The organism is Arthrobacter sp. 05T45 (assembly GCF_056395875.1).
Window position 1 is genome coordinate 1 of record NZ_JBFTKI010000011.1, and the last position, 22,607, is coordinate 22,607.

General features: G+C 67.8%; 20 protein-coding genes. 12 read left to right on the top strand and 8 right to left on the bottom strand.

Features of this window, described 5'->3' with window-relative positions:
* A partial coding sequence (locus AC1DGD_RS12220) for a transketolase-like TK C-terminal-containing protein (protein WP_476856952.1) occupies positions 1-603 on the top strand: 603 nt, incomplete at its 5' end.
* A 21-nt stretch (positions 604-624) separates the two neighbouring features.
* Complete coding sequence (gene nboR / locus AC1DGD_RS12225; protein WP_476856953.1) at positions 625-1,248, top strand: nicotine blue oxidoreductase; 624 nt, start codon at positions 625-627, stop codon at positions 1,246-1,248.
* Positions 1,249-1,317: 69 nt separating this feature from the next.
* Here the strand turns inward: nboR and AC1DGD_RS12230 are convergent, their stop codons facing one another.
* From AC1DGD_RS12230 to AC1DGD_RS12260, 7 genes are all read right to left on the bottom strand, one after another.
* Positions 1,318-1,962 carry a uracil-DNA glycosylase gene (locus AC1DGD_RS12230; protein ID WP_476856954.1) on the bottom strand — a complete coding sequence of 215 codons (645 nt, stop codon included), beginning with the start codon at positions 1,960-1,962 and terminating at the stop codon, positions 1,318-1,320.
* 38 nt (positions 1,963-2,000) lie between these two features.
* A complete protein-coding gene (locus AC1DGD_RS12235; RefSeq protein ID WP_476856955.1) occupies positions 2,001-2,984 on the bottom strand; it encodes an aldo/keto reductase in 984 nt (327 codons plus the stop codon).
* Between the two features lie 26 nt (positions 2,985-3,010).
* The gene (locus tag AC1DGD_RS12240; protein ID WP_476856956.1) at positions 3,011-5,833 is read right to left on the bottom strand and encodes a molybdopterin-dependent oxidoreductase; all 2,823 of its coding nucleotides are present in this window, start codon (positions 5,831-5,833) and stop codon (positions 3,011-3,013) included.
* Between the two features lie 2 nt (positions 5,834-5,835).
* On the bottom strand, positions 5,836-6,816 hold the full coding sequence (locus tag AC1DGD_RS12245) for an FAD binding domain-containing protein (protein ID WP_476856957.1): 981 nt from the start codon (positions 6,814-6,816) through the stop codon (positions 5,836-5,838).
* Positions 6,807-8,072: an XdhC family protein gene (locus tag AC1DGD_RS12250; protein WP_476856958.1), complete on the bottom strand. Its 1,266-nt coding sequence runs from the start codon at positions 8,070-8,072 to the stop codon at positions 6,807-6,809. Before AC1DGD_RS12250 ends, AC1DGD_RS12245 begins: the two co-directional genes overlap by 10 nt.
* A gap of 17 nt (positions 8,073-8,089) precedes the next feature.
* Positions 8,090-8,584 carry a nucleoside deaminase gene (locus AC1DGD_RS12255; RefSeq protein WP_476856959.1) on the bottom strand — a complete coding sequence of 165 codons (495 nt, stop codon included), beginning with the start codon at positions 8,582-8,584 and terminating at the stop codon, positions 8,090-8,092.
* A 283-nt stretch (positions 8,585-8,867) separates the two neighbouring features.
* Positions 8,868-9,050 (bottom strand): hypothetical protein, encoded by a 183-nt coding sequence (locus tag AC1DGD_RS12260; protein ID WP_476856960.1) that lies wholly within the window; start codon positions 9,048-9,050, stop codon positions 8,868-8,870.
* Positions 9,051-9,431: 381 nt separating this feature from the next.
* On the opposite strand from AC1DGD_RS12260, the gene pucL reads away from it, so the two are divergent.
* Positions 9,432-10,340 (top strand): factor-independent urate hydroxylase, encoded by a 909-nt coding sequence (gene pucL, locus AC1DGD_RS12265; protein ID WP_476856961.1) that lies wholly within the window; start codon positions 9,432-9,434, stop codon positions 10,338-10,340.
* 108 nt (positions 10,341-10,448) lie between these two features.
* Positions 10,449-11,957 carry a nucleobase:cation symporter-2 family protein gene (locus AC1DGD_RS12270; protein ID WP_476856962.1) on the top strand — a complete coding sequence of 503 codons (1,509 nt, stop codon included), beginning with the start codon at positions 10,449-10,451 and terminating at the stop codon, positions 11,955-11,957.
* A 99-nt stretch (positions 11,958-12,056) separates the two neighbouring features.
* Here the strand turns inward: AC1DGD_RS12270 and AC1DGD_RS12275 are convergent, their stop codons facing one another.
* Positions 12,057-12,812, bottom strand: a complete 756-nt coding sequence (locus tag AC1DGD_RS12275; RefSeq protein ID WP_476856963.1) for an IclR family transcriptional regulator — start codon at positions 12,810-12,812, stop codon at positions 12,057-12,059.
* A gap of 206 nt (positions 12,813-13,018) precedes the next feature.
* Between AC1DGD_RS12275 and AC1DGD_RS12280 the strand changes: the two genes are divergently transcribed.
* From AC1DGD_RS12280 to gcl, 8 genes are all read left to right on the top strand, one after another.
* Positions 13,019-14,431 carry an NAD-dependent malic enzyme gene (locus tag AC1DGD_RS12280; protein WP_476856964.1) on the top strand — a complete coding sequence of 471 codons (1,413 nt, stop codon included), beginning with the start codon at positions 13,019-13,021 and terminating at the stop codon, positions 14,429-14,431.
* A 35-nt stretch (positions 14,432-14,466) separates the two neighbouring features.
* Positions 14,467-16,065: a malate synthase A gene (gene aceB, locus AC1DGD_RS12285; protein ID WP_476856965.1), complete on the top strand. Its 1,599-nt coding sequence runs from the start codon at positions 14,467-14,469 to the stop codon at positions 16,063-16,065.
* Positions 16,066-16,131: 66 nt separating this feature from the next.
* Entirely contained in the window at positions 16,132-17,418 is a 1,287-nt protein-coding gene (locus AC1DGD_RS12290) for a DUF6986 family protein (RefSeq protein ID WP_476857033.1), read from the top strand.
* Positions 17,415-18,227 (top strand): bifunctional allantoicase/(S)-ureidoglycine aminohydrolase, encoded by an 813-nt coding sequence (locus tag AC1DGD_RS12295; RefSeq protein WP_028275486.1) that lies wholly within the window; start codon positions 17,415-17,417, stop codon positions 18,225-18,227. The genes AC1DGD_RS12290 and AC1DGD_RS12295 overlap by 4 nt, the downstream gene beginning before the upstream one ends.
* A gap of 180 nt (positions 18,228-18,407) precedes the next feature.
* Positions 18,408-18,569: a glycine zipper domain-containing protein gene (locus AC1DGD_RS12300; protein ID WP_162159054.1), complete on the top strand. Its 162-nt coding sequence runs from the start codon at positions 18,408-18,410 to the stop codon at positions 18,567-18,569.
* A gap of 279 nt (positions 18,570-18,848) precedes the next feature.
* Positions 18,849-19,649 carry a hydroxypyruvate isomerase family protein gene (locus AC1DGD_RS12305; protein WP_476856966.1) on the top strand — a complete coding sequence of 267 codons (801 nt, stop codon included), beginning with the start codon at positions 18,849-18,851 and terminating at the stop codon, positions 19,647-19,649.
* A 94-nt stretch (positions 19,650-19,743) separates the two neighbouring features.
* A complete protein-coding gene (locus AC1DGD_RS12310; protein ID WP_290370298.1) occupies positions 19,744-20,655 on the top strand; it encodes a 2-hydroxy-3-oxopropionate reductase in 912 nt (303 codons plus the stop codon).
* A gap of 160 nt (positions 20,656-20,815) precedes the next feature.
* Complete coding sequence (gcl, locus tag AC1DGD_RS12315; protein WP_476856967.1) at positions 20,816-22,606, top strand: glyoxylate carboligase; 1,791 nt, start codon at positions 20,816-20,818, stop codon at positions 22,604-22,606.
* Position 22,607 lies beyond the last annotated feature (1 nt).

Sequence of the window (22,607 nt, forward strand, 5' to 3'; positions counted from 1 at the left end):
GAGCCGATCGTGCAGCCGCCCGCACCGGCGGAACTCGATGTCGAGGGCATCATCAAGGGCATCTACCTGCTGGCGCCGGCCAAGATTGACGGCCCGCGCACGCAGATCCTTGCCTCGGGTGTGTCGGTTCCCTGGGCCCTCGAAGCCCAACGGGTCCTCGCCGAGGACTGGGGCGTCTCCGCCGATGTCTGGTCCGTGACCTCCTGGACCGAACTGCGCCGCGACGCCATGGCCGCCGAGGAAGACTCCTTCCTCAACCCCGGCCAGCCCGCCCGCGTCCCGTTCGTGGCCCAGCAGCTCGCCGGCGCCACCGGCCCCATCGTGGCGGTCACTGACTACATGAAGGCCGTGCCGGACCAGATCCGGCAGTTCCTGCCGCACCAGTTCGCCTCGCTCGGCGCGGACGGTTTCGGCTTCTCCGACACCCGCGCCGCGGCCCGCCGCTTCTTCAAGAACGACATCCACTCGATTGTAGTGAAGACCCTCCAGCTGCTGGCCTCGCGCGGAGAGGTCGACAGCGGGGTGCCCGCCTACGCGATCGACCGCTACAAGCTCCTGGACGTCACCGCCGGGACCACCGGAGGAGCGGGTGGCGACGCCTGAGAAGCGAGTTATGGTGGGCAGATGAGCGACAGCAGAGCGCACGGCACCGGATCCGGCGGCACGACGGCGGTGCTGCTGGCCGCCGGAGCCGGGACCCGGCTGGGGCTCGGGCCCAAGGCGTTGCTCCCCTTCCATGGCCGCACGCTGGTCGAAGTGGTCGCCGACGTGCTGCTCGCGGGCGGCTGCCGGGAAGTGGTGACGGTGCTCGGCGCGGACGCGGCAAAGGTCCGCGCCGCCACCGACCTCAGCCGGCACCGGGTCATCGAGAACCCGGATTGGGGCACCGGGATGGGCAGTTCGTTCCGGGCCGGTGTTGCCGCGGCGGCCCTGGAGGACCACGTGCTCATCGCGTTGGTGGACCAGCCCGGGCTGAGCGCGGAGAACGTGGCCCGGCTGCTGGCAGCCCACCGGCCCGGCCGGGTGACGGCGGCCGGCTACCGCGACGCGGAGGGGACGCTGCAGCGCGGACACCCGCTGCTGCTCGATGCCGGACTTCGCGCGGAAGCCGCGCAAACAGCAACGGGCGACGCCGGAGCGCGCGTCTTCCTGCGGGCGCACCCGGACCTGATTGATCTGGTGGACTGCAGCGACCTCTCCGGCGGCGAGGACCTCGACTCCCCCGAACAGCTGCACCTCCTCGACTAAAGACAACGCGGGGTCAGATACGGCCCATTAAGACCCCATCGATGGGCCGTATCTGACCCCGCACTGGTTTTAGCGCGAGTGAGCCAAAAACTCCTGCAGGCCACGCTTGAAACCGGACCGGCCGCCGTGGGCCGGGTGCCTGATTTTCGGCGCGTCCAGGCCGCTGCGCTGCAGGCTGCGGTGCGCCACATTGCCCACGGCCACCACAGTTTCGATGGAAAACGCCTCGATCAGCGCCTGCCAGAACGGAGTTCCAAGGTCAGCCTCGGACGCCCTCGGCGTGCGGTTGGACAGCGGCCGCCCGGGCACGTGGGTGTGCCACGGGCAGGCGCTCCACAGCAGGGGCAGGAACTCCAGCTCGGCCAGGACCTGCCACATCACCGTGGCCGTCGGCTCGGCGGCTATGCCTTCGGCGTCTGCCGGAAGCACGTACCCCTTCCCGGGCCCAAACAGCCCAAACCCGTTGGCAGGGCCTTCGAACATGGACCGGTTCGTGAAGGGAATCCCGGTGATCCTCATGCCCCTGTACCCGGGGGCTTCGCCCAGCAGCAGGACCTTTGGGGCGCGGTCCTGCATCTCCCGCAGATAGAGCTCCAGGTTCCGCCGGCGCTGCGCATTTCCAGCCACGGTGTGATCAAAGAAGTTGTTGCACCCCGGCCCCGTTTCGACGGCCGCGAGCCGGCCAACAAAGCCGTCGATGGAGGAAACAGTCATTCGTCGGCCCTTGGGGACACCCGGCAGAATCAAGCGCCCTACCAGCGGGGGTGGATGGTTTCACGGAAGTAGCGGTCATAGATTTCGCGGACGCCGACGTCGAACGTTGCGTCAATGCCGCTGACACCCGCCGCGGCGGCATTGGAGCGCGCCTGGTCCACGTTCCGCGCGCCCGGGATCACCGTGCTGACGCCGTCCTGCGCCGCGATCCAGGCGATGGCCGCCTGGGCGGTGCTGACGCCGTCGGGCACCAGTTCCTCGAACTCGGCCACCGCTTTGAGGCCCTGGCCGAAGTCCACGCCGGAGAAGGTTTCTCCGACGTCGAACGCTGAGCCGGTGCGGTTGTAGTTGCGGTGGTCGTCCTCCGCGAACGACGTCTCCGCGGTGTATTTGCCGGAGAGCAGCCCGGAGGCGAGTGGGACGCGGGCGATGATGCCCACCCCGGCGGCCTCGGCGGCGGGCAACACTTCATCCAGCGGCTTGAGCCGGAAGGCGTTGAGGATGATCTGCACGGTGGCGGTGCCGTCGTGGCGCATTGCTTCGAGGGCTTCCTCGGTCCGCTCCACGCTGACGCCGTAGTTGCGGATGGCCCCCTCGGCCACGAGCATGTCCAGAGCATCGTAGACCTCGTTGTTGCTGTACACCGCGGTGGGCGGGCAGTGCAGCTGGACCAGATCCAGCTGCTCGACGCCCAGGTTGCGCCGCGACCGGTCCGTCCATTCGCGGAAGTTGGCGAGGTTGTAGCTCTCCGGCCGCTGCTCCACCCGCCGGCCCATCTTGGTGGCCACCGTGATGTCCAGGCCGGGGTTGTCTGCCAGGAACGCGCCGATGGCCTGCTCACTGCGGCCGTCGCCATAGACGTCCGCGGTGTCGAAGAACGTGACGCCCGCTTCGACGGAGGCCGCCAGGATGGCCTGCGCCTGCGCGGGGTCCACGTTGCCCCAGTCCGCGCCAAGCTGCCAGGTCCCCAACCCGACCGTGGAGACGTTTCGTCCGGTTTTGCCCAAGATTCGTTGTTCCATCGTCCGACTATAGGCCGTCAGCGGCCTCAAAGCGGAGGAACCAGCCCTGCCTCCTTCAGGCCCAGGTAGATCTTGTCCCGGGAGGTGGGCAGCTGGGAAAACCTCACGCCGGTGGCGTTCCGGATGGCGTTCGCGAGCGCCGGCGCCACCGGATTGAACGGGCTCTCGCTCATCGACTTCGCGCCCAGCGGGCCCAGCTTGTCGCTGGTGTCGGCGAAGTACACCTCGCTGCGCGGCACGTCGGCGAAGGAGGGGACGTGGTACTGCCGCAGGACGTCGGTGGTGACGCGGCCGGCGTCGTCCACTGTGACCTCCTCGTAGAGCGCAGAGCCGAGGGCCTGCGCGATCCCGCCTTCGATCTGGCCGCGGCACTGGCGCGGGTTGACCACCACGCCGGCATCGGCCGCCTGCACGCTCTGCAGGATCCGCAGCTCCCCCGTCCCGGTATTCACCGCCACCCGGAAGCCCTGGACATTGAACGCCACCGAGCGCGGCGTCCCGCCCCAACGCCCCTCGGCGGCGAGCTCGACGCCGGCCTGCTCCGCGGCGTCGTAAATGTCCGTCAGGGGCACCCGGGTTCCCTCGCAGACCACAGCGTCCCCGTCCAGGACGCAGCCGGAGCGCGGCACGCGGCGGAGGCCGGCGGCGAAGGCGCGGATGCGGAGGGCAAGGTCCTCAGCGGCGGCCAGCGTCGCCTTGCCGGCCACCACGGTGCCGGCAGATCCGAACGCGCCGGAATCGTGGTCCACCAGGTCGGTGTCGGACTGCCGGAGGGTGATGCGGGCGGCGGAGGTGGACAGCGCGGTGGCCGCGAGCTGCGCGTGGACGGTGGTGGTGCCGTTGCCGAATTCTGCCGTCCCGACGTCGGCGGCGTACGTCCCGTCGGGCAGGAGCCGGAGCCTGGAGTGGGCGAAGTGGCCGCGTGGCGGGACGGTGTCGATCATGGACAGGGCAGTCCCCTCCCCGACCACCCAATCCGGGCCCAGGCTGTCGAGGCCAGCCGCGCGGCAGCGTTCCCGCCCACGGGCCAGCGCGTCCTCGACCAGCTTCGTGCACTGGTCCAGGCCGTAGCTGCCGTAGCGGACGTCCTCCTGGGGCTCGTCGCGGATGGACAGCATGTCGTCGCCTTCCCGGACCATGTTCCGGCGGCGGAACTCCAGGGGGTCCATGCCGATCCCTGCCGCGAGCTCGTCGATGCCGGATTCGATCGCGAAGATCATCTGGCTGAGCCCGTAGCCTCGGAAGGCACCGGACGGCACCGTGTTGGTGTACACGGCGTGGGCGTCCACTTTCTTGTTGGCGCATTTGTACACCGCCAACGACTCACCGCAGCCGTGGAACATGACCCCGGTCGCGTGGTTGCCATAGGCGCCCGTGTTGGTGAGCACCTCCAGCTTCAGTGCGGTCAGCCGCCCGTCGCGGCTGGCGCCGGCCTTGAGATGGATGGTGAAGGGATGCTCGGTGGTGGCGGCGGTGAACTGTTCGGTCCGGGTGAATTCAAGCTGCACGGGGCGGTTGAGCTTCAGGGCGGCCAGCGCCACGACGTCCTCGGTGAGCACCTCTTGTTTGCCGCCGAAACCGCCGCCCACCCGTCCGGCCACCACCCGGATCTGCTCTTCCGGCAGGCCGAACACCCGGCCCAGGGTGCGCCGCACCAGGAACGGGACCTGGCTGGAGGTGCGGATCAGCAGCCGCCCGTCACCGCCGATCGAGGCGATGGAGGCATGGGTTTCGAGCGCCATGTGCTGCACCCGTTGAGTCCGGTACGTGTGTTCGTGGATGAAGTCCGCCGCGGCGAACCCGGCCGCCATGTCGCCGAGCTCGGAATGCAGTTCCGCGACGACGTTCCGCTCCGGCCGGCTGATGCGGGCCGTGGTTGCGTCCTTGTCCCCGTGGAGGGCGGGGGCGCCGGCGAGCATGGCGTGCTCCGGGGTAAAGACCGCGTCCAGCACCTCGTAGACGACCTTCAGGGCCCGCACGCCAGCCTCCGCCGCCGCCACCGTCCCGGCGACGACGGCGGCGACGCGCTGGCCGGTGAACCGCACGACGTCGTCAAACACGCGGGTGTCGTCCGGGTCGTCGGTGTAGAGCTCGTGCTGCGCGGTCGAAAACAGCTGCGCCGGGGAGTCCTCGTGGGTGAAGACGGCCGCGACGCCAGGAATCGCCAGCGCGGCTGCTGCGTCGATGGAGCGGATCCGGGCGTGGGCATGCGGGGAGCGCAGCAGTTTCGCGTGCAGCAGCCCGGGCAGTTCATCGGCCGGGACGTCCAGGGTGTAGCGGGCCTGCCCCGTGACGATGGCGAGGCCGGCGGGGGCGGGAGCGTCGTCGCCCAGTTGTCCGGGGCGCGGCTCCGGCCGGCCGGGCCCCTCAGAAGGGGTGACCGGGCGGCTCCCCCTCCCGCAGACGGCGTCCTCGATGGCCGTGTACCCGGTGCACCGGCACAGGTTGCCCTTCAGGTTCCGCGGCAGGTCCGCCCTCTGCTCCTCATCGAACGTCGCTGCCGTCATCACCATGCCGGCCGTGCAAAAGCCGCATTGGAAGCCCTGCCGGTCCAGGAACTGCTGCTGCATCGGATGAAGCGCGGTGCTGTTGGGGTCACCGGGTCCGCCGGAGGCGCTGGCGGCGGCCAGTCCTTCCACCGTGGTGACCGCCCGGCCTTCCGCGCGGACCGCGGGATAAATGCAGCTGTGCACCGGGACCCCGTCCACGTGCACCGTGCAGGCGCCGCAGTCGCCGGCGTCGCAGCCCTTCTTGACGCCCAGGTTCCCCCGTTCGCGAAGGAACGTCCGCAGGCACTGGCCGGGACGGGGTTCGGCCTGCGCCGGGACACCGTTGATCTCGATTCTCATGCTCAGGCACCTTCCGTCCGGGGTCCACCGTTCAGGGTCCCGCCCCGCGGCGGCCAGAAGTCACCGGATATGCGTAACGGGTCGCGGCCTGCCGGGGCGGTGAGTTCGGCCTGGATTTCATGGGCCAGCCGGTACGTCATGTCCTTGCGCCAGGCGGGCAGGCCGTGGACGTCGTCGTGGTACAGCTCATCGGGGATGGCGGCATCCAAGGCCTCGGAGAGAGCATCAGTGAGGGCGCCGGCGAGCGCCGCCGCGGAGGACTCCAGGCGCAGCTGCACGGGGCGCTTGGTGGCTGCGGTGACGGTCAGGACCAGGGTGCCGCCGGCGTCGAGCCTTCCAATCAGCAGCACCGCTGACCTGCCCAGGTTGCTCAGCGACAGCCGGCGGAAGGCCACCCGGGAGGACAGTGCCGCCGCCGGCAGGCTCACGCTGCGCAGGAGCTCGCCGGGAGCGAGGCAGTTCGTCCCGTCGCCCGTAACGAAGTCCAGCACCGGGAGCGTGCGGCGGGCGCCGCCGGGGCCCAGAATGGTGGCCGTGGCGTCGAGCGCCGCGCAAAGCGAGATCATGGGCCCGGCCGGCAGGGAAGTGCACAGGTTGCCGCCCACCGTGGACATGTACCAGACCTTGAAGGAGGCCACAAAAGACTCGCAGCAGGGGCGGACGAGTTCCACGCCGGGCCAGTTCCCGGCCAGCCCCCGGCCGGCGGCCGAGCCGGCATCCGCATCCGCATCCGCATCCGCATCCGGGAATGCATACAGTTGCGCGATGGTGCAGGTCGCCGCCAGCTCGATGCCGGCCGCCGACACCGCTATGGGTGTCCAGTCCGTGGAGCCGAGGTCCAGGAGGCGCCGGAGCGGTTCCTGTCCGGCGGCGGGGCTCCCAGAGGAGAAAAGCACGGTACCCCCCGCGAGCCAGGCGTCCCCTTCGCGCCACTGCGCCGGATCCGCGGTGCGGACCACGGCCTCGATGGTGTTCATGTCCACTGGGCCTCCTCAGGTTCCGGCATGCCGGCGCTGCTGTCGTGATGGTTGCGGCCGTGATGACTGCTGTCCTGATGATTTCGGGAGTAGTGGTGAATGGGGCCGCTGGCATCCTTCAGGGACACGCTGCCCTGGGCCAGCCCGGCGGCCTTGCTCCGGTTGGCCACGAGTTCTGCCGTGATGGAGACCGCGACCTCTTCCGGCGTGACGGCCCCGAGGTCCAGGCCGATGGGTGAGTGCAGCCGGGCCAGGTCGCCGTCGGCCACGCCGGCCTGCCGCAGAGCATCGATCCGCCCGCGGTGGCTTCGTCTGGACCCCATGGCGCCGACATAGTCCACGTCCAGGCCGAGCGCGGCCTGCAGGAGCGGAACATCGAATTTCGGATCGTGTGTGAGCACGCAGATGGCCGTCCGGGCGTCGGTGCGGCCGGCCAGCACTTGGTCCGCCAAGTACCGGTGCGGCCAGGCCGTGGCCACCTCGTCCGCGGCGCCGAACCTGTCCTGCTGTGCGAACGCCGGGCGCGCATCGCACACCGTGACATGGAAGCCCAGGAGTTTCGCGGCCGGCACGAGTGCCGCACCGAAGTCATTGGCGCCGAAGATCAGCAGGCGCGGTGCCGGTAGCCGGCTCTCCACCAGCAGGCTCACGGGTTCCTGCTGGCGCTCCCCCGCGGACGCGATCCGGACCAGCCCTGTACGGCCTCCCCGCAGCAGCGGTTCCAACTGGGCTGCTGCCGCCCGCATCGCGAGCCCGGCACCACCGGAACCGCCCGCACCGAGCATCGCGGCGAGTTCGGCCGACTGCAGTACCTGGAAGGCCGCCGGGTCTGGAACCACGACGGCGCCGCGTCCGCCGGCGTCCATCCTGCGGATCAGCGCGGCCCCGGCCGGATGCCTCCCGGCCAGGGCCTGCAGGCTGTCCAGCCGCAGCCGGCCGGGCCCTGCGCCCAGGGGTTCGATGTGGATTTCCAGCCTGCCGCCGCAGGTCAGCCCGGCGGCAAACGCGTCCTCGGCGCTGTAGCCGAAGAACTCCCGGCGCGTCCCGCCGTCGCGCATTGCCTCCAGGGCCGCTTCCACAACGGCCCCTTCAACGCATCCACCGGACAGGCTGCCCAGCACCTCGCCGGTCTCCGAGACCAGCATGGAGGTGCCCACGGGCCTCGGCACTGATCCGGCAGTGCCCACGACGGTGGCCACCGCGCAGAGCTGCCCGGACGCGGCCGGCCGCCATGTGCCCAGGTGCGGGAGCAGATCCAACATGGCCGCAGTCCCCGGCGCTAGTAGTCGGTCCGGGACTCAAGCGAGTTCCAGGCCTTGAAGGGATCCAATGCCGCGGGCGCTTGCGGGTCTGTCAGTTGCAGCCTGCCCACCGGCATGAGCGCGTCGCGCTGATCGTTTTCGAAGTATTCGTAGAAGACGGCGTCATCGAACCCCGCGGACGCGGCATCGTGCCGGTCCGCGGCGAACACCACGCGTGACACCCGCGCCCACAGTGCGGACGCCAGGCACATGGGGCACGGCTCGCAGCTGCAGTAGAGCGTGGCACCGCTGAGATCGAAGGTGCCCAGTTCGCTACAGGCCCGCCGGATGGCCGTCACCTCGGCGTGCGCCGTGGGATCGTTGGTGGCGGTGACGCGGTTGACGCCTTCGAACGCAAGCCCGTCCGCAGTGACCACCACTGCGCCGAACGGGCCGCCGCTGTTCAGGACGTTGGCCTTGGCCAACTCGATGGATCTCGCCAGGAACTTCTGAGCCGTACCGGTTGTAGTCATGCCGCCACTCCCTACCTGCGGAAGCCTGTACACCGTGACGGGTACGCAAGGGCCGTATGCGACGGTGACCAGTCTTCAGCATGTGCCTTGAAGGTTGCGCCTGGTAGATAGCTTCCCGCGTCCCGGGCTGCCCGCCGTTGGCAAGATCGACAGTAGCACCGGGATGTCCGCGCGGCGCGCCCAATTTGGTGGAAGCCTGTTTTCGTTATGTGAAATCTCTATTTCCGGGTCTTCACGCCAAGGCCCTGCCGCCGCCCAACCGCCCTACCGCCCAAAAAAACGCCTACCGGCCAAAGAGCGGCAGCGCACGGAGCCATCGGGAAAAGCCGCGGTCCCTCCGTTCGCAGTCGGCCGGAATGTAGAAGTCCGGGTCTGTGGCAACGAAGTCCGCGGCGCTGAACGGCAGGTACAGCTCCTGGCCGGGCGCCGGAAATTCAACGGCACTGCCCTTCTCCTGCGAGTTCATGGATTCCTCCTCATGCATTGTGTGGCTGCTTCCTCGCACCGAACCGAATTATGCGGCAGAATTCCACATTTTGGAAATAATTTATTGCTATATGGAAAAGACTAGGGCGACGGAAGCCGGCGGTCAAGAGCCCTGACCGCCGCGGTCACAAACCGTTTTTTCGGAAAGTGATGTACACCACGCCCGGACCGGGCTACGCTTAATCCCAATTCGTGGCGCAGGTCACGTAACCTGGGAGCAGCAGGCAGGGTCGTAATGAGCTGGCATCAACTGATGTCGGCTCTTTTTTGTGGGCCGACGGAATAAGAAACGCGCGGGAAACAAGCGCTTAATTTCTATGTGGGACTTTGGTGCCACATACCTGAAGTTGGGAATCAGACCATGAGCAACAAGATCGTCCTGGGCCACAACCAGTACGGAAAAGCCGAAGTCCGGGTCGTCAAGATCACCCGGGACACCGATCGCCATGAAATCGAAGACCTGAACGTCACCTCCCAGCTGCGGGGTGACTTCGCGGCTGCCCACCTCGAAGGCGACAACAGCCATGTGGTGGCCACGGACACTCAGAAGAACACCATCTATGCCTTCGCCCGGGACGGCATCGGCTCCCCGGAAGCGTTCCTGCTGCGGCTGGGCAAGCACTTCACCTCGAACTTCGACTGGGTCACCGGCGGCCGTTGGGCGGCCGAGTCCTTCAGGTGGGACCGGATCCAGGCCCACGGGGCCGGGCACGACCACTCCTTCGTCCGCAGCGGCCAGGAAGTCCGCACCGCTGTCCTTGTCCGCGACGGCGGTACCGATCACCTCATCGCCGGGCTCAAGGATCTCACCGTGCTGAAGTCCACCCAGTCTGGATTCAGCGGCTTCCCGCGGGACAAGTACACCACCCTCCCGGAAACGTCCGACCGCATCCTCGCCACGGACGTATCGGCCCGCTGGCGCTTCAGGACCGGCACCGACTTCGGCACCTTCGACTTCAACAAGAGCTACGAGGACGTCAAGAGCCTGCTGCTGGAGGGCTTCAGCGAAAAGTACTCGCACGCCCTGCAGCAGACCCTCTTTGACATGGGCGCCAAGGTCCTCGAAGCTCACACCGAGATCGACGAGATCAAGTTCTCCATGCCCAACAAGCACCACTTCCTCGTTGACCTCTCGCCCTTTGGCCTCGACAACCCCAACGAGGTCTTCTTCGCCGCCGACCGCCCCTACGGCCTGATCGAGGCCACCGTCCAGCGTGAAGACGCCAGCCCCGCGGAAATCGCCTGGTCCGGGATCGCCGGCTTCTGCTAGGACTCCCGAGCGGGCCGGCCCGGAGCTCCGGCGCCGGCATTCCAGCACCCGTTAGCCAGACATTGTTAGCCGGACGAAGAAGTCCGCCATGAACCAAGAAGGTCTGCCATGAACGCACGCAAGAAATTAACCGCCCGGCTGCCACGCACCGGCGGCTCCGGCGGCACTCCCCGCCCCGAGGACCAACGGCTCTCCATCGGAAGCAGTTTCGCCTACGGCTTCCAGCACGTCCTGACCATGTACGGCGGCATCATCGCCGTCCCCCTGATCGTCGGCCAGGCCGCCGGCCTGGCTCCGGCCGACGTCGGGGTTCTGATCGCCGCGGCCCTCTTCATGGGCGGCCTGGCCACGCTGCTCCAGACCCTGGGCTTGCCGTTCTTCGGCTCCCAGCTCCCCCTGGTTCAGGGCGTCTCGTTCGCCAGCGTGGCGACGATGGTCGCCATCGTCACCGGCGGAGGCGGCCTCCCTGCCGTCTTCGGCGCTGTCATTGCCTCTGCAGCCATCGGGCTGCTGATCGCCCCGGTGTTCTCCAAGATTGTCCGGTTCTTCCCGCCGGTGGTCACCGGCACAGTCATCACCATCATCGGCCTCACACTGATGCCCGTGGCGGCCAACTGGGCCATGGGCGGAAACAGGAAGGCCGAGGACTACGGGAGCGTGGCCAACATCGGGCTGGCGGCTATTACCCTGGCCCTCGTGCTCCTGCTGAGCAAGGTCGGCAGCGCCACTATTTCCCGCCTGTCCATCCTGCTGGCCATGCTGGCCGGAACGGGGGTCGCCGTCGTCACCGGCATGGCGGACTTCTCGAACGTCGGCGACGGCCCGATCGTTGCCTTCCCCGCACCGTTCCACCTCGGCGCACCCACCTTCGAGGCTGCCGCCATCATCTCCATGCTGATCGTGGTCCTGGTCATCCTGACCGAGACCATGGCCGACATCCTGGCCGTCGGCGAAATCGTGGGCACCCGGGTTGATTCGAAGCGGATCGCAGCGGGCCTGCGGGCAGATATGGTTTCCAGCCTCGTGGCGCCGTTCTTCGGCTCCTTCACGCAAAGCGCGTTCGCCCAGAACGTTGGCCTGGTCGCCGTCACCAAGATCAAGAGCCGCTATGTGGTGGCGGCCGGCGGCGTCATCCTGGTGCTGCTGGGCCTGCTGCCGGTGCTCGGCCGGGTGGTCGCGGCGGTCCCGACGGCGGTCTTGGGAGGTGCCGGGATTGTGCTCTTCGGCACGGTGGCCGCGAGCGGCATCCGCACGCTGGCCAAGGTGGAGTACCGGAACAACATGAACCTGATCATCGTCGCCGCCTCCATCGGCTTCGGGATGATCCCGATCGCCGCCCCCACGTTCTACGACAAGTTCCCCAGCTGGTTCGCAACGATTTTCCATTCCGGCATCAGCTCCGCAGCGGTCATGGCCATCGCGCTGAACCTGCTCTTCAACCACCTGAAGAAGGGCAACTCGGAGAACCAGTCGGTCTTCGTGGCCGGAACGGGCCGCGTCATCCGCGAGGAAGACCTTCAATGCCTGGCCGAGGGCGACCGTTACGAGAACGGCAAACTGATCGACTGCGACGGCAAGGAAGTCCCGGTGGAGTCCGCCGCGACATCCGAACACTAGCCCCCCTAAGACACCACCGGCATGAGCGTTGCGGCCCCTCCCTGTGAAGGTAAAGGGGCCGCAACGTGGCCTGGCAGACGGCGGCACAGCCGCTGGAGGTCAGCTCTTGTTGAGGTCCTGGGAGATCGCCAGGGCTGCCTCGCGCAGCAATGGCACAGCCCGGTCCGCGAAAGTCTCGTCCACCCGGGAAACAGGCCCGGAGACGGAAATCGCCGCGGGGGTCGGAGCATTGGGGATGGCAATCGCGAAGCAGCGGACGCCGATCTCCTGCTCTTCCTCATCGATCGAATAGCCGCGGCCGCGGATCAGCTTCAAGTCGGCGAACAGGGACTCGACGTCGCCGATGCTCTTCGGAGTGGGGGTGGGCATGCCCTTCCGGGTCACGATGCCACGCACCATCTCATCGTCCAGCTGGGCCAGGATCGCTTTGCCCATGCCGGTGGCATGCATGTAACCGCGGCGGCCCACTTCGGTGATCATCCGCATGGAATGCAGGGACGGGACCTGGGCCACGTACATCACCATGTCAGAGTCCAGCACGGCCATGTTGGCGGTTTCCCCGAGCCGTTCCACGAGGGACTGGAGCTGCGGCCGGGCAAGCGCGCCGAGCTGCTTGTTCGCCGCCTCGCCCAGACGGATCAGGCGCGGGCCCAGGGCATAGCGCCGGTTCGGCAGCTGCCGGATGTAGCCCAGGGTGACGAGGGTGCGCAGCAGCCGGTGGATGGTGGGAAGCGGCAGGTCGGTGGAGGACGAGAGTTCGCTGAGTGTGACGTCGCCGCCGGCGTCAGTGATCAGTTCCAGAAGTTCGAAAACGCGTTCAACGGACTGCACGCCTCCGGGGGCTTTTTCCGCCATAACTTTGCTCTCCTGAGAGGTTGCTTCCGACAAATTTTATCCACATCGTGAAAAAAGTGCTTAGTAGACCCAAGATACAGTACCGCCGGCCCGCCGTCGACGGACCCTCGGGGCTTGTAATTCCACAAAGTAGATAATAATATCCATCATACGAAATAAGTAAGTGCAGCAAGAGCCCGTCCGCGGGCCGACTAGGAGGAAATTCAATGGCGAATCCGAGCCCCGGAAATTCGATCACCCTGCGTGTGGAGGCGCCGTCCAGCTTCAGTGCCACCAGCGAACTGGCCGCCGCCGTCGGTGCGGCCGGCGCCGCGATCACGGCCCTGGACGTCACCGAGTCCCACCACGAGACCCTGGTAGTCGACGTCACCTGCAACACCACGGACGACGACCACGCCGCACGCGTCAAGGACGCGCTCAACGCGCTCGACGGCGTCACGGTCCGGAACGTCTCGGACCGAACCTTCCTGATGCACCTCGGCGGCAAGCTGGAGGTTGTGCCGAAGGTCGCCCTGCGCAACCGGGACGACCTCTCCCGCGCCTACACCCCCGGCGTCGCCCGCGTCTGCCTGGCGATCGCGGAAAACCCTGAGGCCGCCCGGAACCTGACCATCAAACGCAACACCATCGCCGTCGTGACCGACGGCTCCGCCGTCCTGGGCCTCGGCAACATCGGCCCGGCCGCCGCACTGCCGGTCATGGAAGGCAAGGCCGCGCTCTTCAAGCAGTTCGCCAACGTCGACGCCTGGCCGGTCTGCCTGGACACCCAGGACACGGAGGAAATCATCCGGATCGTCAAGGCGCTCGCCCCGGTCTATGGCGGGGTCAACCTTGAGGACATCGCCGCTCCGCGCTGCTTCGAGATCGAAACCCGGCTCCGCGAGGAACTCGACATCCCGGTCTTCCACGACGACCAGCACGGAACCGCAATCGTCACGCTGGCAGCCCTGACCAACGCCCTGCGCGTCGTGGACAAGAAACTCTCCGAGGTCCGGATTGTCGTTTCGGGCGTCGGCGCCGCCGGCTCCGCCATCATCGCGCTGCTCAAGGCACAGGGGGCCCGCAACATCATCGCCGCCGGCCGCTCGGGAGCGATCCACTTCGGCGAACAGTACAACGACGAGCACCGCACGTGGATTGCCGAGAACACCAATGAACGGGGCTTCTCGGGCACGCTGCACGAAGCGCTCAAGGGAGCCGACGTCTTCATCGGCGTCAGCGCGCCGCACGTGATCGGCGAAGAACAGGTGGCATCCATGGCCAACGACGCTATTGTGTTCGCCATGGCCAACCCCACGCCGGAAATCGACCCGGTGGTCGCATCACGGCACGCCGCTGTGGTGGCGACCGGCCGCAGCGACTTCCCCAACCAGATCAACAACGTCCTGGCCTTCCCAGGGTTCTTCCGCGGGCTGCTGGACGCGGGGGCGGCGGACATCACCCCCGAGATGCTGGTGGCCGCCGCCGCGGCGATCGCCAACCGGGTCGCCGACGACGAGCTCAATGCCAGCTACATCATTCCCAGCGTCTTCGACCCCCACGTTGCCGCCGACGTCGCCGCGGCGGTTGTCGCGGCTGCCCACGCGACGGTCCCGGCCGCCGCGCTGACCCACGCCTGATTCGCCGCCTGCTTCACCGACCAGGAAGGACCACAATGGCCCTCACCATTTCAGCCCGCCGTCCCGTTGACCGCGCGGAGGAGATCCTCACACCCGAGGCGCTGGCCTTCATTGAGCAATTGCACCAGCGTTTCGCCGCCACCCGCGCGGATTTGCTCAAGGCCCGCGCGGTCAAACGCGACGAGGTGGCCCGCACCGGCCGGCTCGATTTCCTGCCGGAAACCCGTGATATCCGTGAAGGCGACTGGACGGTGGCCCCGGCCCCGACAGCCCTGCAGGACCGCCGGGTGGAAATGACGGGTCCGGCCGCACCGGCCAAGATGGCCATTAATGCCCTGAACTCCGGGGCCAAGGTCTGGCTCGCGGACCTCGAGGACGCCAGCACTCCCACCTGGTCCAACGTGGTCGAATCAATCCTGAACCTCCGCGACGCCGCGGCGGGAACCCTGGCCTACACGTCCCCCGAGGGCAAGGAATATACGCTCCGGACCGATGCCCCGCTGGCCGTCGTTGTCGCCCGCCCGCGCGGCTGGCACATGGCAGAGCGCCACCTGCTGATCGACGGCGAACACACCGTGGGCGCCCTGGTGGACTTCGGCCTGCACTTCTTCCACACCGCCAGGCAGCTGCTGAAGAATGGCCATGGCCCGTATTACTACCTGCCCAAGATGGAAAGCCACCTCGAGGCCCGGCTGTGGAACGAGGTTTTCGTCTTCGCCCAGGACTACCTCGGCATTCCGCAAGGCACCATCCGCGCGACCGTCCTGATCGAGACCATCCCCGCAGCATTCGAAATGGACGAGATCCTCTACGAACTCCGCGACCACGCCTCCGGCCTGAACGCCGGCCGCTGGGACTACCTGTTCAGCATCATCAAGTACTTCCGTGACGCCGGCTCGCGCTTTGTGCTGCCGGACCGCGCCACCGTGGCTATGACTGCGCCGTTTATGCGCGCCTACACCGAACTGCTGGTCAAGACCTGCCACCACCGCGGCGCCTTCGCCATGGGCGGCATGGCGGCCGTCATTCCCAACCGCCGCGAACCCGAGGTGACAGCCCAGGCGTTCGAGAAAGTGCGCGCGGACAAGACCCGTGAGGCGAACGACGGCTTTGACGGTTCCTGGGTGGCCCACCCGGACCTGGTGCCGGTCTGCCGGGACGTCTTCGACGCCGTCCTGGGCGGGCGGCCGAACCAGCTGGACAGGCAGCGCCCGGAAGTCTCGGTCACCGCGGACCAGCTCCTGGACGTCGCCTCCGCCCGTGGCACGGTCACCGAGGCAGGCATGCGCCTGAACCTCTACGTTGCCGTCGCCTACACAGCGGTGTGGATTTCGGGCAACGGCGCGGTCGCCATCCACAACCTGATGGAGGACGCGGCGACGGCGGAAATCTCGCGGTCCCAGGTCTGGCAGCAGATCCGCAACCACTCTGTGCTCGCCGACACTGGCCGGACCGTCACCCGCGAGCTGGTATCCGGGATCCTGGCCGAGGAAACCGAGAAGCTCCGGGGCGAGGTGGGCGAGGACGCTTTCGTGAAGCACTACCTGCCCGCCAGCAAGCTCATCGGCGACATCTGCCTGTCCGAGGACTACACGGACTTCCTCACCACGCCGGCGTACGAGCTGGTGGGCTGAGGCATGGCAGCCACCTCCGCCAGCGCCAGGCCGCAACCACGCAGCCATTTGCAGCGTCAGGGTCCGGTGACGCCGGCCCTCTCCGGGGCCGACCTCGCCCGGATCGATGCGCAGCTCGCCGACACCGACCGGCTGCTGGAGCGCAGCTACCCGGGCGACGACGGCTCCCGCCAGCCGGTGCACACCGTCTACGTTCCGGCCGACCGCTTCAGCCCGGAGTTCGCCGCGGACTGGGGCGCCCAGGCCCTCGCCGCGGTGGACGCCCGCGGCGGCGTCGAAAGCCTGTGCGCGCTGCAGGGCCAGGAAACCGAACTGGCCGCCGCCGTCGCGCCGCGGGTCCGGGCCAAGCTCTCACGCGAGCCGATCGAGGACCTCCGTCTGGACTTTGAGGACGGGTTCGGGGACCGGGGCGACGACGCCGAGGACGCCGCCGCTGTCGCCGCGGCATCTGCCGTGGCCGCCGCCGTCGCCGCCGGTACCGCGCCGCCGTTCATCGGGATCCGCTTCAAGTGCTTCGAGGCTGGCACCCGCGCCCGGGGTCTGCGGACCCTGGATCTCTTCGTCTCGCAGCTGGCCACCGCCGGCGAACTGCCGGACGGGCTCGTCCTCACCCTGCCCAAGGTCACCACGGTGGCGCAGGTGGAGGCCATGGCCTTCGCCGTGTCCCGGCTCGAGGAAGTCCACTCGCTCCCCGCGGGCCGGCTCCGCTTTGAGGTTCAGGTGGAAACGCCGCAGCTCATCCTGGGCCCGGACGGAACCTCGCCGGTGGCGCGCCTGCCGCACGCGGTGCCCGGCCGGATCAGCGGGCTGCACTACGGCACCTACGACTACTCGGCATCGCTGCAGATCTCCGCCGAATACCAGTCCATGGAACATCCCGTGGCGGACTTTGCCAAGGAAGTCATGCAGCTTGCCGCGGCCGGCACCGGGATCCGGCTCTCCGACGGCTCCACCAACATCATCCCGGTGGGCGGGAACGTGGAGCAGGCCTGGCAGCTCCACGGCCGGCTGGTCCGCCGCTCGCTGGAACGCGGCTACTACCAGGGCTGGGACCTACACCCCGCCCAGCTGCCCAGCCGGTTCGCCGCGACCTACGCCTTCTACCGGCAAGGGCTCCCGGCCGCCGCTGCCCGGCTCCGCAATTACGTGGACCAAACCGCCGGCGGCGTTCTGGACGAACCCGCCACCGCACGGGCTCTGGCAGCCTTCGTGCTGCGCGGCGTCCAGTGCGGCGCCGTCGGCACCGAAGAAGTCCTGGCGCTGACCGGCGTCGGGCTCCCCGAACTCACCGCGCTGGCCCACCCCCGGCTGGCCAACACCTCCACTCCCTCCGCAAAAGGAACGCACCCATGAGCAACTATTTCTACCCCGAAGGCGGGCTTCCGCCGCAGACCCAGATCCTCTCGGACCGGGCCGTGGTCAAGGAGGCCTACACCGTCATTCCGAAGGGCGTGCTCCGGGACATCGTCACGAGCAAACTGCCCGGCTGGACCAACACCCGCTCCTGGATCCTGGCCCGGCCCATCGCCGGTTTTGCCACGACGTTCTCGCAGCTGATCGTCGAGGTGGGACCGGGCGGAGGCTCGGAAAAGCCCGAGCCGGAGGCCGGCGTCGAAGGCGTCATCTTCCTGACCAAGGGCGCCCTGGCACTGACCCTCGAAGGGGAAATCCACAGGCTGGGCGAGGGCGGCTACGCCTACCTCGCCGCGGGGGCCCAATGGTCCGTGGCGAACGAGTCCGGGGAGATCGCCAGTTTCCAGTGGATCCGGAAGGCCTACGAGCCGCTGGACGGCTACACGGCGAAATCCTTTGTAACCCGCGACCAGGACGTCGCACCGCGGGCGATGCCGGACACCGACGGGGCCTGGGCCACCACGCGTTTCGTGGACCCGGAGGACCTCGCCCACGACATGCACGTCAACATCGTCACCCTCAAGCCCGGCGCCTCCATCCCCTTCGCGGAAACCCACGTCATGGAGCACGGCCTCTTCGTGCTGGAAGGCAAAGCCGTCTACCGGCTCAATGACGACTGGGTGGAGGTGGAGGCCGGCGACTTCATGTGGCTGCGTGCCTTCTGCCCCCAGGCGTGCTACGCCGGAGGTCCGGGCAACTTCCGGTACCTGCTGTACAAGGACGTCAACCGCCAGATCCGCCTGACCTAATACCGATCCACCAATACCGATCCACCAATACCGATCCACCAATACCGATCCACGTAGTGGAGTCCGCCCCGTCTGACGGGGCGGACTCCTCCGTGGTTCCGCTGGCCGCGCCTCGCCACCAAATCTGGTCACCCAGCCCGGAGCCCTTGCGGCCCGGGCGATGCTTGCTAGCCTGAGGCTGTGAAGTACGAATCCCTGTGGATCGGAATGCTCCTTGGCGCGGCCCTCGGCTTCGCCATCGGAGTCACCACCGTCGACAAGCCATTCACTGGCCTGCTGATCGGCCTCGGGGTCGGCGCACTCGTGGGCCTGGGCATCCGCAAGGACCCAACGAAGCGGTAGGGAATTTCGCCGCATCTGCTGCCCGCGCGCCCTGAACTGCCGGAACCTGAAATACCGTAGGCTCCCGCGCTCCGAGGTGCCGGGGCAAGAATATCGGGGTCCCTCGCGCCTCACCCCGCAGCCACACCCCCATTCGCTCACCCCTTGACTCCCCGACCCAACCTTCCCTACACTTTTCATAAAGCAGAATCTTAATTCCACAAAGCGGAAAACAAGCAAGGATCTGCAAGGCAAAGGTGCCCGGGATCCAGCTCCCGCCCACACCGGAAGGAACCCACAATGACGTACACCGTGAACTGCTCCATCCTCCTGACGGAGCTCCCCCCCTGGGAACGCCCGGCCGCCGCGAAGGCCGCCGGTTTTGACGCCGTAGAATTCTGGTGGCCCTTCGAGACCTCCGTCCCCACCGACGTCGAGGTTGCCCGGTTTGAGAACGCCATTACCGACGCCGGCGTTCAGCTGACGGGCCTGAACTTCAACGCGGGCGACATGCCCGGCGGCGACCGCGGCCTGGTCTCCTGGCCCGCGCGCTCCACCGAATTCCAGGACAACATCGACGTCGTCGCCGGCATCGGTGAGCGCCTCGGCTGCAAGGCCTTCAACGCCCTCTACGGCAACCGCATTGACGGCGAATCCGCTGAGCAGCAGGACGCCATTGGCGCCGAAAATCTCGCGACGGCGGCTGCCGGCGTGGCCCGCATCGGCGGTACGGTCCTCCTGGAACCCGTCAGCGGCGCCCCCCGGTACCCCCTGCTCAAGGCGCAGGATGCCCTCGATGTGATCGCCCGGGTCAAGCAGGAATCCGGCGCCGGGAACGTCAAGCTCCTCGCGGACTTCTACCACCTGGCCGTGAACGGTGACGACGTCGCCGCCGTCATCGAAAAGCACGCCAAGGACTTCGGCCACATCCAGATCGCCGACAACCCCGGCCGCGGGGCTCCCGGAACCGGGCAGCTTCCCCTCGGCGAATGGATCGCCCGCAGCCGCGCACTCGGCTACGAGGGCTACATCGGCCTCGAATACAAGGAACCCGCGGAGACCGCATTCAGCTGGGCCATCCGCCAGCGCGTCCCGCAGTAATCCCCACCCGCTCCCTAACCTCGCAAGCTCGGCCAGGGAACCCGGCGGGCGTGGGCCCACCGCCCGCCGTGGCAAAGAAGCACACCCGCGCTACATCGAACACAAAGACTTCAGAAAGAGAACCACAATGAGCAACATCGCAGTCATCGGCCTCGGTATCATGGGACTGCCCATGGCCATCAACCTCGTCAAGGCCGGCCACGCGGTCACGGGCTTCAACCGCAGCCAGGACAAGACCGACAAGCTCGTCTCCGAAGGCGGCAAGGGTGCCGCGAGCATCGCGGAGGCCGTCAGGGACGCCGACGTGGTCATCACCATGGTGCCGGACTCCCCCGACGTCGAAGGCGTGGTCAGCGGTCCCGACGGCGTGTTCGACAACGCCAAGCCGGGCGCCCTGTGGGTTGATGCCAGCAGCATCCGCCCCGACGTCGCCAAACGCCTCGCCGACGACGCCCGGGCCGCCGGGATCCGTCCCCTCGACGCCCCGGTCTCCGGCGGCGAACAAGGCGCCATCGACGCCGCGCTCTCCATCATGGTGGGCGGTGACGCCGCCGACTTCGAGGCGGCACGGGATGTCCTGGCCGCCGTCGGCAAGACCATCGTCCACGTGGGGCCCTCCGGCGCCGGCCAGACCGTCAAGGCAGCCAACCAGCTGATCGTGGCCGTCAACATTGAAGTCCTTGGCGAGGCGATCGCCTTCCTCGAGGCTTACGGCGTGGACACGGACGCCGCCCTCAAGGTCCTCGGCGGCGGCCTGGCCGGCTCCAAGGTCCTGGAGCAGAAGGGCCAGAAAATGCTGGACCGCAACTTCGACCCCGGTTTCCGCCTGGCCCTGCACCACAAGGACCTCGGCATCGTCACCTCCGCGGCCCGCGAGGCCAATGTCGCCGTCCCCCTCGGCGCCATCGTCGCGCAGCTCGTCGCCGCCACCGTCAACCAGGGCGACGGCGGACTGGACCACTCGGGCCTTTTCAAGCAGGTCCTGAAGCTCAGCGGCCGCAACTAAGCGGCGCTGCCGCCCCGTCAAGGGGCACTTCGACACGAACGCACCGGCCGGCGTCGAGATTTACGACGGCGGCCCGCCCTCCCCCCAACAAGAGGTGCCCGCGACGATTCGCCGGGCTTCCCTTCAGCACACCCAAAAACAGACCTTCAAGGAGCACACCATGACGAAGATGCGCACTGTAGACGCAGCCGTCGCCATCCTGGAAAAGGAGGGCGCCACCGAGGCGTTCGGCCTGCCAGGCGCGGCGATCAACCCGTTCTATTCGGCCATGAGGGCCCACGGCGGCATCCGCCACACCCTGGCCCGCCACGTTGAAGGCGCCAGCCACATGGCCGACGGCTACAGCCGGGCCAAGGACGGCAACATCGGCATCTGCATCGGCACCTCGGGCCCCGCGGGCACGGACATGATCACCGGCCTGTACGCGGCGTGGGCCGATTCCATCCCGATGCTCTGCATCACCGGCCAGGCACCCGTGGCCAAGCTGCACAAGGAGGACTTCCAGGCCGTGGACATCGAGTCCATCGCCAAGCCGGTCACCAAGTTGGCCATGACCATCCTTGAACCCGGCCAGGTTCCCGGAGCCTTCCAGAAAGCTTTCCAGCTCATGCGCTCAGGCCGGCCGGGCCCGGTCCTGCTGGACCTGCCGATCGACGTGCAGATGGCCGAGATCGAATTCGATATCGACACCTATGAGCCCCTGCCCGTGGAGAAGCCCAGGGCCAGCCGGAAGCAACTGGAAAAGGCACTCGACATGCTCACCGCAGGCGAGCGCCCGCTGATCGTGGCCGGCGGCGGCATCATCAATGCCGGAGCCTCGGCCCAGCTCGTGGAACTGGCCGAGCTGCTGGGCGTCCCCGTGATCCCCACCCTGATGGGCTGGGGCGCGATCCCGGATGACCACGAACTCATGGCCGGCATGGTGGGCCTGCAGACCAGCCACCGGTACGGCAACGAGAACTTCCTGCGCAGCGACTCCGTGATCGGCATCGGCAACCGCTGGGCCAACCGCCACACCGGCGGCCTGGACACCTACACCGCCGGCCGCACGTTCGTGCACATCGACATCGAGCCGACCCAGATCGGCCGCGTGTTCTCCCCGGACTTCGGCATCGCCTCCGACGCCGGCGCCGCCCTGGATGGGCTGCTGGAGCTGGCCCGGGAACGCCGGGACGCCGGGTCCCTGCCGGACTACACCGCCTGGGTTGACGAATGTTCCGGGCGCAAAGCCACACTGCACCGCAAGACCCACTTCGACAACGTGCCGATCAAGCCGCAGCGCGTGTACGAGGAAATGAACAAAGCATTCGGCAAGGACACCACGTACGTGTCCACCATCGGACTGTCGCAGATCGCCGGCGCCCAGATGCTGCACGTGTTCGGCCCGCGCAAATGGATCAACGCCGGACAGGCAGGCCCGCTGGGCTGGACCGCCCCCGCCGCGCTGGGCGTGGTCCGGGGCAAGCCGGACCAGACCGTGGTTGCCCTCTCCGGCGACTACGACTTCCAGTTCATGATCGAGGAACTGGCCGTGGGCGCGCAATTCAACCTGCCGTACATCCACGTTGTGGTCAACAACTCCTACCTCGGCCTGATCCGGCAGTCCCAGCGCGGCTTCAACATGGAACAGAACGTGTCCCTGGCGTTCGAGAACATCAACTCCACGGATCTCTCTGCAACCGCAAGCGGCTACGGCGTGGACCACATTAAGGTGGCCGAGGGCCTGGGCTGCAAGGCGATCCGGGTGGAAAACCCGGAGGACCTGCCTGCCGCGTTCGACAAGGCCAAGGCGCTCCTGGGCGAGTTCAGGGTTCCGGTGGTGGTGGAAGTCATCCTGGAGAAGATCACGAACATCTCCATGGGCACCGAAATCAACGCCGTCAACGAGTTCGAGGCCCTGGCCGAGACCGCCGAGGACGCCCCCACCGCCATTCTGGCCCTGCAGGCCTGAG

Coding starts and splice junctions, on each gene's coding strand:
- AC1DGD_RS12295 (WP_028275486.1), top strand. CDS start 17,415: ATGAGCAACTATTTCTACCCCGAAGGCGGGCTTCCGCCGCAGACCCAG.
- AC1DGD_RS12260 (WP_476856960.1), bottom strand. CDS start 9,050: ATGAACTCGCAGGAGAAGGGCAGTGCCGTTGAATTTCCGGCGCCCGGC.
- aceB (WP_476856965.1), top strand. CDS start 14,467: ATGGCCCTCACCATTTCAGCCCGCCGTCCCGTTGACCGCGCGGAGGAG.
- AC1DGD_RS12235 (WP_476856955.1), bottom strand. CDS start 2,984: ATGGAACAACGAATCTTGGGCAAAACCGGACGAAACGTCTCCACGGTC.
- AC1DGD_RS12255 (WP_476856959.1), bottom strand. CDS start 8,584: ATGACTACAACCGGTACGGCTCAGAAGTTCCTGGCGAGATCCATCGAG.
- AC1DGD_RS12305 (WP_476856966.1), top strand. CDS start 18,849: ATGACGTACACCGTGAACTGCTCCATCCTCCTGACGGAGCTCCCCCCC.
- AC1DGD_RS12230 (WP_476856954.1), bottom strand. CDS start 1,962: ATGACTGTTTCCTCCATCGACGGCTTTGTTGGCCGGCTCGCGGCCGTC.
- AC1DGD_RS12280 (WP_476856964.1), top strand. CDS start 13,019: ATGGCGAATCCGAGCCCCGGAAATTCGATCACCCTGCGTGTGGAGGCG.
- AC1DGD_RS12250 (WP_476856958.1), bottom strand. CDS start 8,072: ATGTTGGATCTGCTCCCGCACCTGGGCACATGGCGGCCGGCCGCGTCC.
- pucL (WP_476856961.1), top strand. CDS start 9,432: ATGAGCAACAAGATCGTCCTGGGCCACAACCAGTACGGAAAAGCCGAA.
- nboR (WP_476856953.1), top strand. CDS start 625: ATGAGCGACAGCAGAGCGCACGGCACCGGATCCGGCGGCACGACGGCG.
- gcl (WP_476856967.1), top strand. CDS start 20,816: ATGACGAAGATGCGCACTGTAGACGCAGCCGTCGCCATCCTGGAAAAG.
- AC1DGD_RS12240 (WP_476856956.1), bottom strand. CDS start 5,833: ATGAGAATCGAGATCAACGGTGTCCCGGCGCAGGCCGAACCCCGTCCC.
- AC1DGD_RS12270 (WP_476856962.1), top strand. CDS start 10,449: ATGAACGCACGCAAGAAATTAACCGCCCGGCTGCCACGCACCGGCGGC.
- AC1DGD_RS12275 (WP_476856963.1), bottom strand. CDS start 12,812: ATGGCGGAAAAAGCCCCCGGAGGCGTGCAGTCCGTTGAACGCGTTTTC.